General features: G+C 63.6%; 11 protein-coding genes, 1 tRNA gene and 1 pseudogene. All 13 read right to left on the bottom strand.

Going from position 1 to position 15,848, the window contains the following annotated elements; genetic code table 11:
• Positions 1 to 20: 20 nt before the first annotated feature.
• The gene (rsmB, locus tag KXJ60_RS01745; protein ID WP_291123684.1) at positions 21 to 1,376 is read right to left on the bottom strand and encodes a 16S rRNA (cytosine(967)-C(5))-methyltransferase RsmB; all 1,356 of its coding nucleotides are present in this window, start codon (positions 1,374 to 1,376) and stop codon (positions 21 to 23) included.
• 67 nt (positions 1,377 to 1,443) lie between these two features.
• The gene (locus KXJ60_RS01740; protein ID WP_291123683.1) at positions 1,444 to 2,508 is read right to left on the bottom strand and encodes a M48 family metalloprotease; all 1,065 of its coding nucleotides are present in this window, start codon (positions 2,506 to 2,508) and stop codon (positions 1,444 to 1,446) included.
• 33 nt (positions 2,509 to 2,541) lie between these two features.
• A complete protein-coding gene (locus tag KXJ60_RS01735) occupies positions 2,542 to 3,135 on the bottom strand; it encodes a LemA family protein (RefSeq protein ID WP_291123682.1) in 594 nt (197 codons plus the stop codon).
• A gap of 146 nt (positions 3,136 to 3,281) precedes the next feature.
• Positions 3,282 to 7,508, bottom strand: a complete 4,227-nt coding sequence (gene rpoC / locus KXJ60_RS01730) for a DNA-directed RNA polymerase subunit beta' (protein WP_291123681.1) — start codon at positions 7,506 to 7,508, stop codon at positions 3,282 to 3,284.
• Positions 7,509 to 7,531: 23 nt separating this feature from the next.
• Positions 7,532 to 11,656, bottom strand: a complete 4,125-nt coding sequence (gene rpoB / locus KXJ60_RS01725) for a DNA-directed RNA polymerase subunit beta (RefSeq protein ID WP_291123680.1) — start codon at positions 11,654 to 11,656, stop codon at positions 7,532 to 7,534.
• A 306-nt stretch (positions 11,657 to 11,962) separates the two neighbouring features.
• A complete protein-coding gene (gene rplL / locus KXJ60_RS01720) occupies positions 11,963 to 12,340 on the bottom strand; it encodes a 50S ribosomal protein L7/L12 (protein ID WP_291123679.1) in 378 nt (125 codons plus the stop codon).
• Positions 12,341 to 12,383: 43 nt separating this feature from the next.
• Positions 12,384 to 12,911, bottom strand: a complete 528-nt coding sequence (gene rplJ / locus KXJ60_RS01715; protein ID WP_291121846.1) for a 50S ribosomal protein L10 — start codon at positions 12,909 to 12,911, stop codon at positions 12,384 to 12,386.
• A 263-nt stretch (positions 12,912 to 13,174) separates the two neighbouring features.
• Positions 13,175 to 13,870: a 50S ribosomal protein L1 gene (rplA, locus tag KXJ60_RS01710; RefSeq protein WP_291123678.1), complete on the bottom strand. Its 696-nt coding sequence runs from the start codon at positions 13,868 to 13,870 to the stop codon at positions 13,175 to 13,177.
• Positions 13,871 to 14,302: a 50S ribosomal protein L11 gene (gene rplK, locus KXJ60_RS01705; protein ID WP_137922451.1), complete on the bottom strand. Its 432-nt coding sequence runs from the start codon at positions 14,300 to 14,302 to the stop codon at positions 13,871 to 13,873.
• Positions 14,303 to 14,421: 119 nt separating this feature from the next.
• Positions 14,422 to 14,985, bottom strand: coding sequence for a transcription termination/antitermination protein NusG (gene nusG, locus KXJ60_RS01700; protein ID WP_291123677.1), 564 nt, complete (start codon positions 14,983 to 14,985; stop codon positions 14,422 to 14,424).
• Positions 14,985 to 15,368, bottom strand: a complete 384-nt coding sequence (gene secE, locus KXJ60_RS01695; RefSeq protein WP_291123676.1) for a preprotein translocase subunit SecE — start codon at positions 15,366 to 15,368, stop codon at positions 14,985 to 14,987. The genes nusG and secE overlap by 1 nt, the downstream gene beginning before the upstream one ends.
• Before the next feature lie 145 nt (positions 15,369 to 15,513).
• Positions 15,514 to 15,589, bottom strand: a tRNA-Trp gene (locus tag KXJ60_RS01690).
• A 30-nt stretch (positions 15,590 to 15,619) separates the two neighbouring features.
• Positions 15,620 to 15,848 (bottom strand): annotated as a pseudogene (gene tuf / locus KXJ60_RS01685) (elongation factor Tu); the annotation flags it as partial.

Here is a 15,848-nt window from a genome sequence, read left to right as displayed (position 1 = left end):
GGGGGGCGGGCGTCGCTCGTTCAAGGCAGGGCCTTGTCGATGCAGGCGTAGAAAAAGCCGTCGTATCCACCTGGAGGATTGTCGTTGAACTCCTCTTGCACACCGGCGTTACCGGGCAGCAAATGGCCCGGTGAAGGCCGCTGCACTGCATCAGTGTGGTGCACAAGGAACGATCGCACCTGCTCCGAGCCCTCGGCACGGAACACCGAACAGGTGGCGTAGACGAGCCGGCCTCCGGGCTTGAGCAACGGCCAGAGCGATTCCAGCAGCGAGCGCTGCGTGGCGACGAGTGCCTCGACGTCGCTGGCCCGGCGCAGCCAGCGCACGTCCGGGTGGCGGCGCACGATGCCGGAGGCGGTGCACGGTGCGTCCAGCAGGATGGCGTCGAACGCCTGGCCGTCCCACCAGTCGGCAGGCCGCGCGGCATCTGCGCTGCGCACCCGCGCCTGCAGACCCAGGCGCGCCAGCGTGTCCTGAATGCGCTCGCAGCGGCGCGGGTCGACGTCCAGGGCCAGCAGGTCCAGATCGGCCCGTTCGAGCAGGTGCGCTGTCTTGCCGCCGGGGGCAGCGCAGGCGTCGAGCACGCGGCTGCCAGCAGGCCAGTCGCGCCCGTCGAGCAGCACATCGGCCGCGAGCTGGGCGGCGGCGTCCTGCACGGAACAGTCGCCCTGCGCGAAGCCGGGCAAGCGCTCGACGGGTTGGGGGGACTGCAGCACCAGCCCGTCGCTGCCCACCGGGGTGGCATCCAGACCCACGTCGCGCAGCGCCGCCAGGTAGCGGGCGCGGTCGGTGTGGCGGCGGTTCACCCGCAGGGCCATCGGGCCGGGCGCGTTGTTGGCGGCCAGAATGGCCTGCCAACGATCGGGGTGATCGCGCTGGAGGCGCTCGATCCACCAGCGCGGGTGGTTCCAGCGGGCCACCGGGTCCGCTTCGACCTGCGCGCGCAGCGCGGCGCGCTCGCGCAGAAAGCGGCGCAGGCACGCATTGACAAAGGGCGCCTGGCGCTCGGTGCGCCGGTCCTGGCGCGCAGCTTCCACGGTCTGGTTCACCACGGTGTGCTCGGGGTAGCTCGGGGCCTGTTCGCCAGCGCCGTCCAGCAGCAGCGCCATGGCGCTGCACAGCAGGGCTTGCAACGCCGGCGCGGGCTTGCGCTGCACCAGCAGCCCCACCAATGCGCGCGAGGTACCCAGGTGGCGCAGCGCGTGGAAAGTGAGCGCCTGCACGCCTGGACGCAAAGCGGCCACAACCTCAGGCAAGACCTCGCTGAGCGAACGCCCTTGCTCCACCGCGAGCACGCAGGCTGCCGTGTGGCGCAGCTGGGTGGCCAGCGCGGGGCCTTGGGGGGCGGGGGGGCGGGGCGGGGCCGAGGCGGTCAAGACGGGTTCCGTGGGAAGCGCCGAGAACGGCGAAGACGGCGAGTGTCACACACCCGTGCGGGCGAGCTCAGCTCAAGGTCCAGCCGGGCCCACCGCCATCGGCGGCCACCGGGGGCTCCACGGCAGACGCCTTCGGCTCATCGGTGCGCAGCAAGGGCAGCGGCCCCATGTCACGACCGTAAATGCGGCGAATGCGCTGGGCCAGCGGCGGGTGCGAGTCCAGCCAGTGTTCGGCCTTGCCACCGGTATGGGCCACCAGCAACATGTGCTGCACCAACGATCCCACTTGTCGCGGCACCACCCCGTCCCGCTGCTGGCTCAGCACCTTTCGCAAGACACCCCCGAGCCCGTCGCGGCTGCGCGTCCATTGCACGGCACGCGCATCGGCCAGGTACTCGCGCTGGCGCGACACCGCCGCCTGCAGCGCACGCCCTGCGAGCCAGCCCAGCCAGCCCGCCGCCATGATGGCCAGCCCCAACAACGCCGCCGCCATGCGGCGGTCCCGGGTGTCGGGCTCAAACAGGGTCTGGCCGAGGCGGTAGAGCATTTCCAGCCCGAAGACCATGCCCACCAGGCGCATGTTCAGCCGCGTGTCGCCCTCCGCGATGTGGCTGAACTCGTGCGCCACGAGGCCCTGCAACTCTTCGCGGGTGAGGTGGTCGAGCGCGCCTTGCGTCACAGCCACCACGGCGTCGTCTTCATCCCAGCCGGCGGCGAAGGCGTTGATGCCCTGGTCGCGGGCCAGCACCATCGGCTGCGGGCGTTTCATGCCCGAGGAAATCGCCATCTCGTCGACGATGTTGCAGAAGCGCTGCTCGTCCAAGTGGCCGGAAGGCTGAGCGGGCCGCGCGCCCATTTGCTCCGCCAGTCGCACGCCGCCTCCATCGGCCAGCCGCGAGGTTTCCACCCACCAGCCACCGAGCACGAAGAGCAGGGTCACGCCGGTGTTGACGGCAAAAAAGTGGCGCGGGTAGCTCAACGCGCCCGGCATCCAGAACCCCCAGGTCAGCCCCCACGCAAGCGCCAGCGCGGCGTTGACGGCCACCACCAGCACCACCACCGTGAGCGCGAAGACAAACAGCAGGCGCCGCGTCTCGCCGCGCGCATCGTGCTGGAGCTTGAAGAAGCGCATGTCAGGGCCGCACCTTGCGGCGCGAAGGGTGCATCACATCTGGATGCGCAAGGTTTCGCGCTCCGCCTCGGTCGTGGTGGAGGCCAGCATCGTGAGCGGCTGAAAGCCAAACAGGCGCGCAATGATCAAGGTGGGGAACTGTGCCGCAGCATCGTTGAATTCGAGCACGTGGTCGTTGTAGGCCTGGCGCGCAAAGCCCACGCGGTTCTCGGTGCTGGTGAGCTCTTCGCTGAGCTCGCGCATGTTCTGGTCCGCCTTCAGATCGGGGTAGTCCTCCACCACCGCAAACAGCTTGCCCAGCGCACCGCCCAGCATTTGCTCGGCACCCGCCAGCGCGCCCAGCGCACCGGCATTGAGGGGGCTGCCGGCGGCGGTCTGCTCTGCGGTGCGCGCCTGGTTGCGCGCGGCAATCACGGCCTCCAGCGTTTGCGCTTCGTGCGCAAGGTACCGGCGCGCCACTTCGACCAGGTTGGGAATGAGGTCATAGCGGCGCTTGAGCTGCACGTCGATCTGGCCAAACGCGTTGGCAATCGCGTTCTTCAGGCGCACGAGGCGGTTGTACGCACCCACTGCCCAGAAGAACACCAGCAGGCCCAGGGCCAGGGCGACCCACAGCGAAACGGACATGGTCGAGACTCCTTGTGTGCAACACCTGCTCCCTCGCAGGCGCGGCCAATATACCCCGCGCCCTGTCGTCCACGCGGCACCGCAACCCATGAAAAAAGCCCCCGGTCGGACAACCGGGGGCTTTTTATGGGTGAGTGGCAGAAGTGTTACTCCGCCGCCTCGTTGGTGCTGCTCGCGGCATCGGCCGAGTCGGCCTGGTCGGCGGCCAGCGAGATCGCATCGGCCTCGGCGATGGCGCGACGCTCTTCGTCGTCCATCTTCTCCTTGACCTTGCGCGCCTCGTGATAGGCCATGCCGGTACCGGCCGGGATCAGACGACCCACGATCACGTTTTCCTTCAGACCACGCAGCTCGTCGCGCTTGCCCATGATGGCCGCCTCGGTCAGCACGCGCGTGGTTTCCTGGAAGGAAGCCGCCGAGATGAACGAGTCGGTGGACAGCGAAGCCTTGGTGATACCCAGCAGCACGTTGGAGTAGGTCGCGGGGATCTTGCCTTCGGCGCGCAGGGCGTCGTTGGTGTTGAGGATCTCCGAACGTTCGACCTGTTCGCCCGCGATGTAGGAGGAATCGCCCACGCTGTCGACGATCACGCGGCGCAGCATCTGGCGAACGATCACCTCGATGTGCTTGTCGTTGATCTTCACGCCCTGCAGGCGGTAGACGTCCTGCACTTCGTCGACGATGTAGCGGGCCAGCTCTTCCATACCCAGCAGGCGCAGGATGTCTTGCGGATCGGCCGGGCCGTCCACCACGCTCTCGCCCTTGTTGACCACCTGGCCTTCGTGCACCAGGATGTTCTTTTCCTTGGGGATGAGGTCGTCCCACACCTTGCCTTCGGGGTCGGTGATCTGCAGGCGAACCTTGCCCTTGGTCTCCTTGCCGAACGACACGGTACCGGTCATTTCGGCCAGCATGCCCTTGTCCTTCGGGCTGCGGGCTTCGAACAGCTCGGCCACACGCGGCAGACCGCCAGTGATGTCTCGCGTCTTCTGACCTTCAACCGGGATGCGTGCCAGCACTTCGCCGGGGCCCACGTCCTGGCCATCGCGCACCTGGATCAGCGAGCCGATCTGGAAGCCGATGGTCACCGAGTGGTCGGTGCCGGGGATCTTCACTTCGTTGCCCGTGCTGTCGATCAGCTTGACCTGCGGACGCACCACCTTGGCCACACCGCGGCGCTTCGGATCGATCACCACCAGGGTCGACAAGCCGGTGACGTCGTCCACCTGCTTGGCCACGGTGAGGCCTTCCTCGACGTTCTCGAACTTCACCTGACCGGCGAATTCCGTGATGATCGGGCGGGTCAGCGGGTCCCAGTTCGCCAGGATGGCGCCGGCCTTGATGGTCTGGTCGGCCTTGACCGACAGGATCGCGCCGTAGGGCACCTTGTGGCGCTCGCGCTCGCGGCCGTGTTCGTCATGAATGACGATCTCGCCCGAACGTGCGATCACCACCAGCTCGCCCTTGGTGTTGGTCACGTAGCGCATGGTGGCGTTGAAGCCGATCACACCGCTGGACTTGGCTTCCACGCTGGAGGCCACCGCCGCACGCGATGCGGCACCACCGATGTGGAAGGTGCGCATCGTCAGCTGCGTGCCGGGCTCGCCGATCGACTGGGCTGCGATCACACCGACGGCTTCGCCGATGTTGACCAGGCCACCGCGGCCGAGGTCGCGGCCATAGCACTTGGCACAGATGCCGAAGCGGGTTTCGCAGGTCAGTGCGGTGCGCACCTTCACCTCGTCCACCGCCGCAGCTTCCAGCACGTCGAGCAGGTCTTCATCGAGCAGTTCACCGGCGGGCACCAGCACTTCGCGGGTCTCGGGGTGAATCACTTCTTCGGCCGTGGTACGGCCCAGCACGCGGTCGCGCAACGACTCGATCACTTCGCCGCCCTCGACGATGGCGCGCATCAGCGTGCCATTGGAGGTACCGCAATCCTGGCTGTTGACCACCAGATCCTGCGTCACGTCCACCAGGCGGCGCGTGAGGTAGCCGGAGTTGGCCGTCTTCAGCGCCGTGTCGGCCAGACCCTTTCGGGCGCCGTGGGTGGAGATGAAGTACTGCAACACGTTGAGCCCTTCACGGAAGTTCGCCGTGATGGGGGTCTCGATGATGGAGCCGTCGGGCTTGGCCATCAGGCCGCGCATGCCGGCGAGCTGGCGGATCTGCGCCGCAGAGCCACGCGCACCGGAGTCGGCCATCATGTAGATGGAGTTGAACGACTCCTGATCCACTTCCTTGCCATGGCGGTCGGTGGTCTTCTGCTTGGCCAGCTGGGCCATCATGACCTTGGAGATCTCGTCACCGGCCTTGCCCCAGATGTCCACCACCTTGTTGTAGCGCTCGCCTGCGGTCACCAGACCGGAGGCGTACTGCTGGGCGATTTCCTTCACCTCGTTTTCGGCGCGGTCGATGATGGCCGGCTTTTCCTTCGGCACCAGCATGTCGTCCACCGCAATCGAGATACCGGCGCGCGTGGCCAGACGGAAGCCGTTTTGCAGCAGCTTGTCGGCGAACACCACGGTTTCCTTCAGACCGCACTTGCGGAACGAGGTGTTGATCAGGCGCGAGATTTCCTTCTTCTTCAGCGCCTTGTTCAGCACGTCGAACGGCAGGCCCTTGGGCAGGATTTCCGACAGCAGCGCACGGCCCACCGTGGTGTCCACCAGCGAGGTGGATGCCACGAACTCGCCCGTGGCCTTGTCCAGCTGGTGCTGGGTCAGGCGCACGCTGATCTTGGCCGTGATCTCGACCGTGCCACCCTCCAGCGCGCGCTGGAGCTCGGCCAGATCGGCAAAGATCATGCCTTCACCCTTGGCGTTGATCTTCTCGCGGGTGGCGTAGTACAGGCCCAGCACCACGTCTTGCGACGGCACGATGGAGGGCTCGCCGTTGGCCGGGAACAGGATGTTGTTCGAGGCCAGCATCAGCGTGCGGGCTTCGAGCTGCGCTTCCACGGACAGCGGCACGTGAACGGCCATCTGGTCACCGTCGAAGTCGGCGTTGAAAGCCGCGCAAACGAGCGGGTGCAGCTGGATGGCCTTGCCTTCGATCAGGATCGGCTCAAAGGCCTGGATGCCCAGGCGGTGCAGCGTCGGTGCGCGGTTCAGCATCACCGGGTGCTCTTTGATCACCTCTTCCAGGATGTCCCACACCACAGGCGTGCCGGCTTCCACTTCCTTTTTCGCCGCCTTGATGGTGGTGGCGATGCCCATGGCTTCCAGGCGCGAGAAGATGAAAGGCTTGAACAGCTCCAGCGCCATCAGCTTGGGCAAGCCGCACTGGTGCAGCTTGAGGGTGGGGCCCACCACGATGACCGAACGGCCCGAGTAGTCCACGCGCTTGCCCAGCAAGTTCTGGCGGAAGCGGCCGCTCTTGCCCTTGATCATGTCGGCCAGCGACTTGAGCGCGCGCTTGTTGGCGCCGGTCATGGCCTTGCCACGGCGGCCGTTGTCCAGCAGCGAGTCCACGGCTTCCTGCAGCATCCGCTTTTCGTTGCGGGCGATGATTTCAGGTGCCTTGAGCTCGAGCAGGCGACGCAGACGGCTGTTGCGGTTGATGACGCGGCGGTACAGATCGTTCAGGTCGGAGGTCGCGAAGCGGCCACCGTCCAGCGGCACGAGCGGACGCAGGTCCGGCGGCAGCACGGGCAGCACGTCGAGCACCATCCACTCGGGCTTGATGCCCGACTTCTTGAAGGCTTCCAGCACCTTGAGGCGCTTGGCGTTCTTCTTGATCTTGAGCTCCGAGCCGGTCAGGTCGTTGCGCAGCTTCTCGATCTCGATGTCGAGGTCGATGGCCTGCAGCAGTTCCTTGATGCCTTCGGCGCCCATCTTCGCGATGAATTCATCGCCGAATTCCTTGCGCTTGGCGTCAAAGTCGTCCTCGCTCATGATCGCGAACTTCTTCAGCGGGGTCATGCCGGGGTCGACGATCACATACGCTTCGAAGTACAGCACGCGTTCGATGTCGCGCAGCGTCATGTCCAGGATCAAGCCCAGACGCGAAGGCAGCGACTTCAGGAACCAGATGTGGGCGCAAGGCGCGGCCAGGTCAATGTGACCCATGCGCTCGCGACGCACCTTGGTCTGCGTCACTTCAACGCCGCACTTCTCGCAGATGACGCCGCGGTGCTTCAGGCGCTTGTACTTGCCGCACAGGCACTCGTAGTCCTTGATGGGGCCAAAGATCTTGGCGCAGAACAGACCGTCGCGCTCAGGCTTGAACGTGCGGTAGTTGATGGTCTCGGGCTTCTTGACTTCACCGAAGGACCACGAGCGGATTTTTTCCGGCGAAGCCAGGCCGATGCGGATCGCATCGAAGTGCTCGTCGGGCGTGAACTGCTTGAACAGGTCGAGCAAAGATTTCATGTGACTCTTTCCTTTTCGGTGAATTAGGAACGTTCGAGTTCGATGTCGATACCGAGCGAACGGATTTCCTTGACCAGCACGTTGAACGACTCGGGCATGCCGGCGTCGATCGTGTGCTCGCCCTTGACGATGGACTCGTACACCTTGGTGCGGCCCTGCACGTCGTCGGACTTGACGGTGAGCATTTCCTGCAGGATGTACGAAGCACCGTAGGCTTCCAGCGCCCACACTTCCATCTCGCCGAAACGCTGTCCGCCGAACTGCGCCTTGCCGCCCAGCGGCTGCTGGGTGACCAGGGAGTACGGGCCGGTCGAACGGGCGTGCATCTTGTCGTCGACCAAGTGGTGCAGCTTCAGGAAGTGCATGTAGCCCACGGTGGTCTTGCGCTCGAAAGCGTCACCCGTGCGGCCGTCGTACAGCTGCGCCTGGGTGCGGGTCTCGGTCAGGCCCTTGAGTTGTGCGATGTCATCCGGATAGGCCAGCTTGAGCATGGCGCGGATCTCGTCTTCCGAGGCACCGTCAAACACCGGGGTGGCAAACGGAACGCCGGATTGCAGGTTCTCCGCCATCTCCAGCACTTCGGTGTCGCTGAGGGCGCCCAGCGTTTCCTTCTTGCCGGCCTGGTTGTAGATGCTCTCCAGGAACTTGCGCAGCTCGGCCACCTTGGCTTCGGCTTGCAGCATGTCGCCAATGCGCTGACCCAGGCCCTTGGCGGCCCAGCCCAGATGCACTTCCAGCACCTGGCCCACGTTCATGCGCGAAGGCACGCCCAGCGGGTTGAGCACGATGTCGGCGGGGGTGCCGTCGGCCATGTGCGGCATGTCTTCCACGGGCACGATCTTGGAGACCACACCCTTGTTGCCGTGACGGCCGGCCATCTTGTCGCCAGGCTGCAGGCGGCGCTTGACAGCCAGGTACACCTTGACCATCTTGAGCACGCCAGCGGGCAGCTCGTCGCCTTGCGTGAGCTTCTTGCGCTTTTCTTCGAACGCGAGGTCGAAGCTGTGGCGCGTCTGCTCCATCGAGTTCTTGATCGACTCGAGCTGGGCAGCGACGTTGTCGTCGGCTGGGCGAATGTCGAACCAGTGGTATTTCTCGACGTCGTCCAGGTAGGCCTTGTCGATGGTCGTGCCCTTGGACAGCTTCTTCGGACCGCCATTGGCCGTCTTGCCGATCAGCAGCTTCTCGATACGGTCGAACGCGTCGGCCTCCACAATGCGCAGCTGGTCGTTCAGGTCGAGACGGAAGCGCTTGAGCTCGTCGTCAATGATCTGCTGGGCGCGCTTGTCGCGGGTGATGCCTTCGCGGGTGAACACCTGCACGTCGATCACGGTGCCTTGCGAGCCCTGGTCCACGCGCAGCGAGGTGTCCTTCACGTCGGAAGCCTTCTCGCCGAAGATCGCGCGCAGCAGCTTCTCTTCCGGCGTCAGCGTGGTCTCGCCCTTGGGCGTGACCTTGCCGACCAGCACGTCGCCAGGCAGCACTTCAGCGCCCACGTAGATGATGCCGCTGTCGTCCAGGCGGTTGAGCTGCTGCTCGGCCAGGTTGGGAATGTCGCGGGTGATTTCTTCCGCGCCCAGCTTGGTGTCGCGCGCCATCACCACCAGTTCCTCGATGTGGATCGAGGTGTAGCGGTCATCGGCGACCACGCGCTCGCTGATCAGGATCGAGTCTTCGAAGTTGTAGCCGTTCCAGGGCATGAAGGCGATCAGCATGTTCTGGCCGATCGAGATCTCGCCCAGGTCGGTGGACGCGCCGTCGGCGATCACGTCACCCTTGGCCAGCTTGTCGCCCTTCTTGACGATGGGGCGCTGGTGGATGTTGGTGTTCTGGTTGGAACGCTGGTACTTGATGAGGTTGTAGATGTCCACACCCACTTCACCGGCCACGGCTTCGGCGTCGTTCACGCGGATCACGATGCGGGTCGCGTCCACGTAATCCACCACGCCGCCGCGCTTGGCGGTCACCACGGTGCCGGAGTCGATCGCAGCGACGCGCTCGATGCCGGTGCCCACCAGCGGCTTTTCAGGACGCAGCACGGGCACGGCCTGGCGCGACATGTTGGCGCCCATCAGCGCGCGGTTCGCGTCATCGTGCTCGAGGAACGGCACCAGCGAAGCGGCCACAGACACGATCTGCGCCGGCGACACGTCCATGTACTGGATGGTGTCTGCTGGCGTGAGGATCGATTCACCCTTTTCACGGGCGGAGATCAGGTCGCCGGTCAGGCGGCCTTCGGCATCGAGTGCGGCGTTGGCCTGGGCGATGACGTACTTGCCTTCTTCAATGGCCGACAAGTAATCGATCTGGTTCGTGACCTTGCCGTCCACCACACGGCGGTACGGCGTCTCGATGAAGCCGTATTCGTTCAGGCGCGCATACAGGGCCAGCGAGTTGATCAGACCGATGTTCGGGCCTTCAGGCGTTTCAATCGGGCACACACGACCGTAGTGGGTCACGTGCACGTCGCGCACCTCGAAGCCAGCGCGTTCGCGGGTCAGACCGCCCGGGCCCAGGGCCGAGACGCGGCGCTTGTGCGTGATTTCCGCCAGCGGGTTGGTCTGGTCCATGAACTGCGAGAGCTGCGATGCACCGAAGAACTCCTTGAGGGCCGCGGAAATCGGCTTGGAGTTGATCAGGTCGTGCGGCATCAGCGGCTCTTGCTCGGCCTGGCCCAGACGCTCCTTCACGGCCTTTTCGATACGCGCCAGGCCGGTGCGGTACTGGTTCTCGGCGAGTTCGCCGACGCAGCGCACGCGGCGGTTGCCCAGGTGGTCGATGTCATCGACTTCACCGCGGCCGTTGCGCAGGTCCACCAGGATCTTGACCACAGCCAGGATGTCTTCGTTGGACAGCACCATCGGGCCGGTGGATTCGTCGCGGCCCACGCGGGCGTTGAACTTCATGCGGCCCACGCGCGACAGGTCGTACGTGTCCGGGTTGTAGAACAGGCGATGGAACAGCGCCTGCACCGCGTCTTCGGTCGGCGGCTCGCCAGGGCGCATCATGCGGTAGATGGCCACGCGCGCGGCGAACTCGTCAGCGGTTTCGTCGATGCGCAGGGTCTGCGAGATGTAGGCGCCCTGGTCCAGTTCGTTGGTGTAGAGGCACTGCAGGTCCTGCACACCGGCGGTGCGCAACTTCTTCAGCAGGGCTTCGGTCAGCTCTTCGTTGGCCTTGGCGATGATTTCGCCCGTGTCCTCGTCCACGATGTTGCGGGCCACGACGCGGCCGATCATGAAGTCTTCCGGCACGCTGATGTGCGTGGTGCCCGACTGCTCCAGCTCACGGGTGTGGCGTACGGTGATGCGCTTGTCCTTGGCCACCACCACCTTGCCGCTCTTGTCGGTGATGTCGAAGCGTGCGACTTCACCGCGCAGGCGCTCGGGCACGAAAGCCATCTGCGCGCCGCTGTCCATGACGCGGAAGTGGTCGTTGACGAAGAAGTTGGCCAGAATCGTTTCCGGCGTCAGGCCGATGGCCTTGAGCAGGATCGTGACGGGCATCTTGCGACGGCGGTCGACACGGAAGAACAGCACGTCCTTCGGGTCGAATTCGAAATCGAGCCACGAGCCACGGTAGGGAATGATGCGAGCCGAGAACAACAGCTTGCCCGAGCTGTGCGTCTTGCCCTTGTCGTGTTCGAAGAACACGCCAGGCGAGCGGTGCAGCTGCGAAACGATCACACGCTCGGTGCCATTGATGATGAAGGAGCCCTTCTCGGTCATCAGGGGCACTTCGCCCATGTAGACCTCCTGCTCTTTCACTTCCTTGATCACCTTCGACTGCGCGGTCGAGGACTCGCGGTCATAGATGATCAGCTGCACGCGTGCGCGCACGGCCGAAGCAAACGTGAGGCCACGCGTCTGGCATTCGCGCACGTCGAAAGCGGGCTTGGCCAGGTTGTACTCAACGAACTTCATCTCCACAAAACCGTTGTGCGAGACGATGGGGAAAGCGGCTTCGAATGCCGCCTGCAGGCCTTCGTTGGTGCGCTTCTTGGGCGCGTTGTCGGCTTGCAGGAACGCGGTGTACGCGTCCTTCTGCATCTGCAGGAGGTAAGGAATCGCGAGAACGTTTTCGCGGGTACCAAAGCTCTTGCGGATGCGCTTGCGTTCGGTGTATGAGTAATTCGATGCTGAGGCCATGAGATCTCCGGGCTTGAGGTCTGCGGCGACTGTCTTGCCTACCCGGGGAGCTTCCCGGGTGACTTTCTTGGTGGCTGGCCTCTACCAACCATTGGCGGACGGCCTGTGCGTTGCACACAGGCCCGAACCAAGTCGTTTTCTGCAGTCGGGGTCAGAAAACACTGCTAAGCAGACTGTGGCAATCTGCTTAGCGGTGTTTCATCGGCACGCCCTTGTCAAGCCTGCGGCATGAAACAAGGACGTGCTCAGAAAGCACCAAAGGCTGGAGGCCCTTGTCGAGCACTCCAGCCCCTGAAACCGGGCGAATTACTTCAGCTCGGCCTTGGCGCCGGCTTCCACCAGCTTCTTCACGGCGGCTTCGGCGTCGGCCTTGGCCACGGCTTCCTTCACGTTCTTCGGTGCGCCGTCGACCAGGTCCTTGGCTTCCTTCAGACCCAGGCCGGTGATTTCGCGCACGGCCTTGATGACGGACACCTTGTTCGCGCCGGCTTCGACCAGCACAACGTTGAACTCGGTCTTCTCTTCAGCGGCAGCAGCGGCAGCACCGCCACCACCAGCAGCAGGAGCGGCCATGGCGGCAGCGCTCACACCAAACTTCTCTTCGATGGCTTTCACCAGCTCGTTGAGTTCCATGACCGTCATGCTGTCCAGCGCGGTCAGAAATGCGTCTTTATCGAATGCCATTTTGATTTCCTAACAATTGGATTGAACGAACGTGCTGCGCCCATCAGGCGGCAGCCGCTTCCTCGGCTGCCGGTGCGGCAGCGCCTTCGCCTTTTTTGGCCGCCAGCGCGCCCAGCACCACGGCCGTGCGCGAGATGGGGGACATCAGCAAGCCACAGAGCTGAGCCAACAACACTTCCTTCGAAGGAATGCTGGCCAGCGTCTTCACGCCGTTGACATCCAGGGCCTTGCCTCCGTACACACCGCCGCGAATCACCAGCTTGTCGTTGGTTTTCGCGAAGTCAGCCACCACTTTCGCGGCGGCCACGGCGTCTTCAGAGAAGCCATAGATGAGCGGGCCGGTCATCTGGTCAGCGGCCACTTCAAACGGGCTGCCAGCCACCGCACGGCGGGCCAGGGTGTTCTTCAACACACTCAGGCTCACACCATTGCTGCGGGCTGTCACGCGCAGTTTGTCCATGTTCGCGACCGTGATGCCACGGTATTCCGCCATCACGAGCGTTTGAGCTTTTGCGGCGAGGCTGGTCACTTCGGAAATGACCGCTTCTTTCTCACTGCGATTCAGACTCAAGGTCTACTCCTTAAATGTGCCCGCCGTCCAATGGACCTGGGGCACGCCTCATTGCAGCGACCAACTGTTTTGGAACTTGTTCCATCTGCAGCGGGATCGCCATCTGCGTTGGCTTGTCACTATTAAGTCAGGCCGCACTCCGAAGAGCACCACCCGACACCAACGGTCTTGGATGGCTCCGCATCCTGGTTTTGCAACCGCTTTGCGGACCCACCACACCCGGGCAACTTGCGTCACCCGAATTCTTTGCTTCTATCCAGCCATCACGCCGAGATGGATTGCGTGTCGACGCGAACGCCCACACCCATGGTCGAGGACACAGCCACCTTGCGCAGGTACACACCCTTGCTGGTTGCCGGCTTGGCCTTGGTCAGTGCGTCCAGCAGCGCCACCAGGTTGCCCTGGAGCTTGTCGGAATCAAAAGAACGGCGGCCGATCGTGCCGTGCACGATGCCGGCCTTGTCGACGCGGAACTGCACCTGACCCGCCTTGGCGTTGCGCACGGCTTGCGCCACATCGGGCGTCACCGTACCCACCTTCGGGTTGGGCATCAGGCCACGGGGGCCGAGCACCTGACCCAGGGTACCGACGATGCGCATGGCGTCTGGCGAGGCGATCACCACGTCGAAGTTCATGTTGCCGGCCTTGATGTCGGCAGCGAGGTCGTCCATACCGACGATGTCTGCACCAGCGGCTTTGGCTTCTTCGGCCTTGGCGCCTTGCGCGAACACAGCAACGCGCTTGGTCTTGCCGGTGCCGTTGGGCATCACGACCGCACCACGCACCACCTGGTCAGACTTCTTGGCGTCCACGCCCAGTTGAATGGCGACGTCGATGGACTCGTCAAACTTGGCGTTGGCGCATTCCTTGATGATCGCCAGGGCGTCGGTCAGGCTGTACAGCTTGTTGCTGTCGACCTTGCCTTCGAAGGCTTTCTGTTTTTTGGTCAGCTTGGCCATTTACACGCCCTCCACAATCACGCCCATCGAGCGAGCCGAACCGGCGATGGTGCGCACAGCGGCGTCCACATCGGCAGCGGTCATGTCCTTCATCTTGGTCTTGGCGATTTCTTCGAGCTGAGCCCGGGTGATCTTGCCGACCTTGTTCTTGTTGGGCACCGAAGAGCCCTTGTCCAGCTTGATGGCCTTCTTGATCAAGGTGGTCGCCGGGGGCGTCTTGATGATGAAGGTGAAGCTCTTGTCTGCAAACGCGGTGATCACCACCGGCAGCGGCAGACCGGGCTCGACGCCCTGGGTCTGGGCGTTGAACGCCTTGCAGAACTCCATGATGTTCAAGCCACGCTGACCCAGCGCCGGGCCGATCGGTGGGGATGGGTTGGCCTTACCAGCTGGCACTTGCAGCTTGATGAAGCCGACGATTTTTTTCGCCATTTTTTAGCTCCTGCGAGTGCAGACGGCTGCCATCAAGACAACCTCCTCGCGGTTGGGGACCCGGGATGAAAAACCATGGCACAAGCGTCGGGCCGACCCGCCTGCACCACAAAAGAAACTCAGGTTTTCTCGACCTGGCTGAATTCCAGCTCGACAGGCGTGGCACGGCCAAAAATGGTGACCGACACACGCATCTTGTTCTTCTCGTAGTTGACTTCTTCCACCGTGCCATTGAAGTCGGTGAACGGGCCTTCCTTGACGCGAACGTATTCGCCGACCACGAACTCCACCTTGTGGCGAGGCTTGTCGGTGCCTTCCTGCATCTGGTTGACGATCTTCTGAACGTCTTCCTCGGAAATGGGCGCCGGCCGGTTCTTGGCACCACCCACAAAGCCTGTGACCTTGTTGGTGTGCTTCACCAGGTGCCACGTGTCGTCGTCCATCACCATTTCGACCAGCACGTAGCCAGGGAAAAACTTGCGCTCAGTGGTGCGCTTCTGGCCATTCTTCATCTCCACCACCTCTTCGGTGGGCACGAGAATGCGGCCAAATTTGTCTTGCATGCCAGCGCGGTTGATGCGCTCGACGATGTTGCGCTCAGCGGCCTTTTCCATGCCGGAGTAGGCATGAACCACGTACCAGCGCATGCCTTCTGCGGCCACAGGACTGTTTTGCTCGGTCATTATTTCCTCCAGCCCAGAATCAGGTCGTAAAACACCCACTCAACCGTCTTGTCGGTCAACCACAGGAACAGGGCCATCACGAACACGAATGCGAACACGTAAGCTGTCATCTGGATGGCCTCCTTGCGGGCGGGCCACACGACCTTCTTGACTTCGCGCCAGGCATCACGCCCAAACGCCATCAACTGCTTGCCAGACTCGGAAATCGCGAACACCACCACCGCCCCGGCGAGCAACACGATCAACGCACCCCATTGGGCGAGCGCACCGCGCGACGACAGCAGGTAGAAGGCCACAAAAGAACCCAGCAGCAGGGCAACAGCCGCCGCCAGCTTGGCCTTGTCGGCGCCGGTGTGGACGGTTTGAACTTCGGAAGTGGCCATGAGGATCCAGACAATTCTTTTCAAAAAGCGCACTCAAAACCCGAAAGCTTGAGACACGCAAGCCCACCAGAGGTCTTCACGACTTCGGTGGGCTTGTTCAACCACGCAACAGGGTGGATTCAGTTTCCGGCGATGTCCTGTTGGGTGGCAGGGGCAGTAGGAATCGAACCTACAACCTTCGGTTTTGGAGACCGACGCTCTGCCAATTGAGCTATACCCCTACTGGCTTTTGCCCCACATAGGGCGTTAACTTAAGCGATGATTTTCGCGACGACGCCGGCGCCGACGGTGCGACCACCTTCGCGGATGGCGAAGCGCAGGCCTTCTTCCATGGCGATCGGGGCGATCAGCTTGACCGTGATCGACACGTTGTCACCAGGCATCACCATCTCCTTGCCTTCTGGCAACTCGATCGAGCCGGTCACGTCCGTCGTGCGGAAGTAGAACTGCGGGCGGTAGTTGTTGAAGAACGGCGTGTGA

It is taken from the genome of Hydrogenophaga sp. (assembly GCF_019264445.1).
Classification (GTDB): Bacteria; Pseudomonadota; Gammaproteobacteria; order Burkholderiales; family Burkholderiaceae_C; genus Hydrogenophaga.
The sequence above is the reverse complement of the archived record's forward strand: the minus strand, read 5'-3'. Positions and strand labels throughout refer to the sequence as shown.

Coding starts and splice junctions, on each gene's coding strand:
- nusG (WP_291123677.1), bottom strand. CDS start 14,985: ATGACCGAGCAAAACAGTCCTGTGGCCGCAGAAGGCATGCGCTGGTAC.
- KXJ60_RS01735 (WP_291123682.1), bottom strand. CDS start 3,135: ATGTCCGTTTCGCTGTGGGTCGCCCTGGCCCTGGGCCTGCTGGTGTTC.
- secE (WP_291123676.1), bottom strand. CDS start 15,368: ATGGCCACTTCCGAAGTTCAAACCGTCCACACCGGCGCCGACAAGGCC.
- rpoC (WP_291123681.1), bottom strand. CDS start 7,508: ATGAAATCTTTGCTCGACCTGTTCAAGCAGTTCACGCCCGACGAGCAC.
- rplA (WP_291123678.1), bottom strand. CDS start 13,870: ATGGCCAAGCTGACCAAAAAACAGAAAGCCTTCGAAGGCAAGGTCGAC.
- rpoB (WP_291123680.1), bottom strand. CDS start 11,656: ATGGCCTCAGCATCGAATTACTCATACACCGAACGCAAGCGCATCCGC.
- rplL (WP_291123679.1), bottom strand. CDS start 12,340: ATGGCATTCGATAAAGACGCATTTCTGACCGCGCTGGACAGCATGACG.
- KXJ60_RS01740 (WP_291123683.1), bottom strand. CDS start 2,508: ATGCGCTTCTTCAAGCTCCAGCACGATGCGCGCGGCGAGACGCGGCGC.
- rplK (WP_137922451.1), bottom strand. CDS start 14,302: ATGGCGAAAAAAATCGTCGGCTTCATCAAGCTGCAAGTGCCAGCTGGT.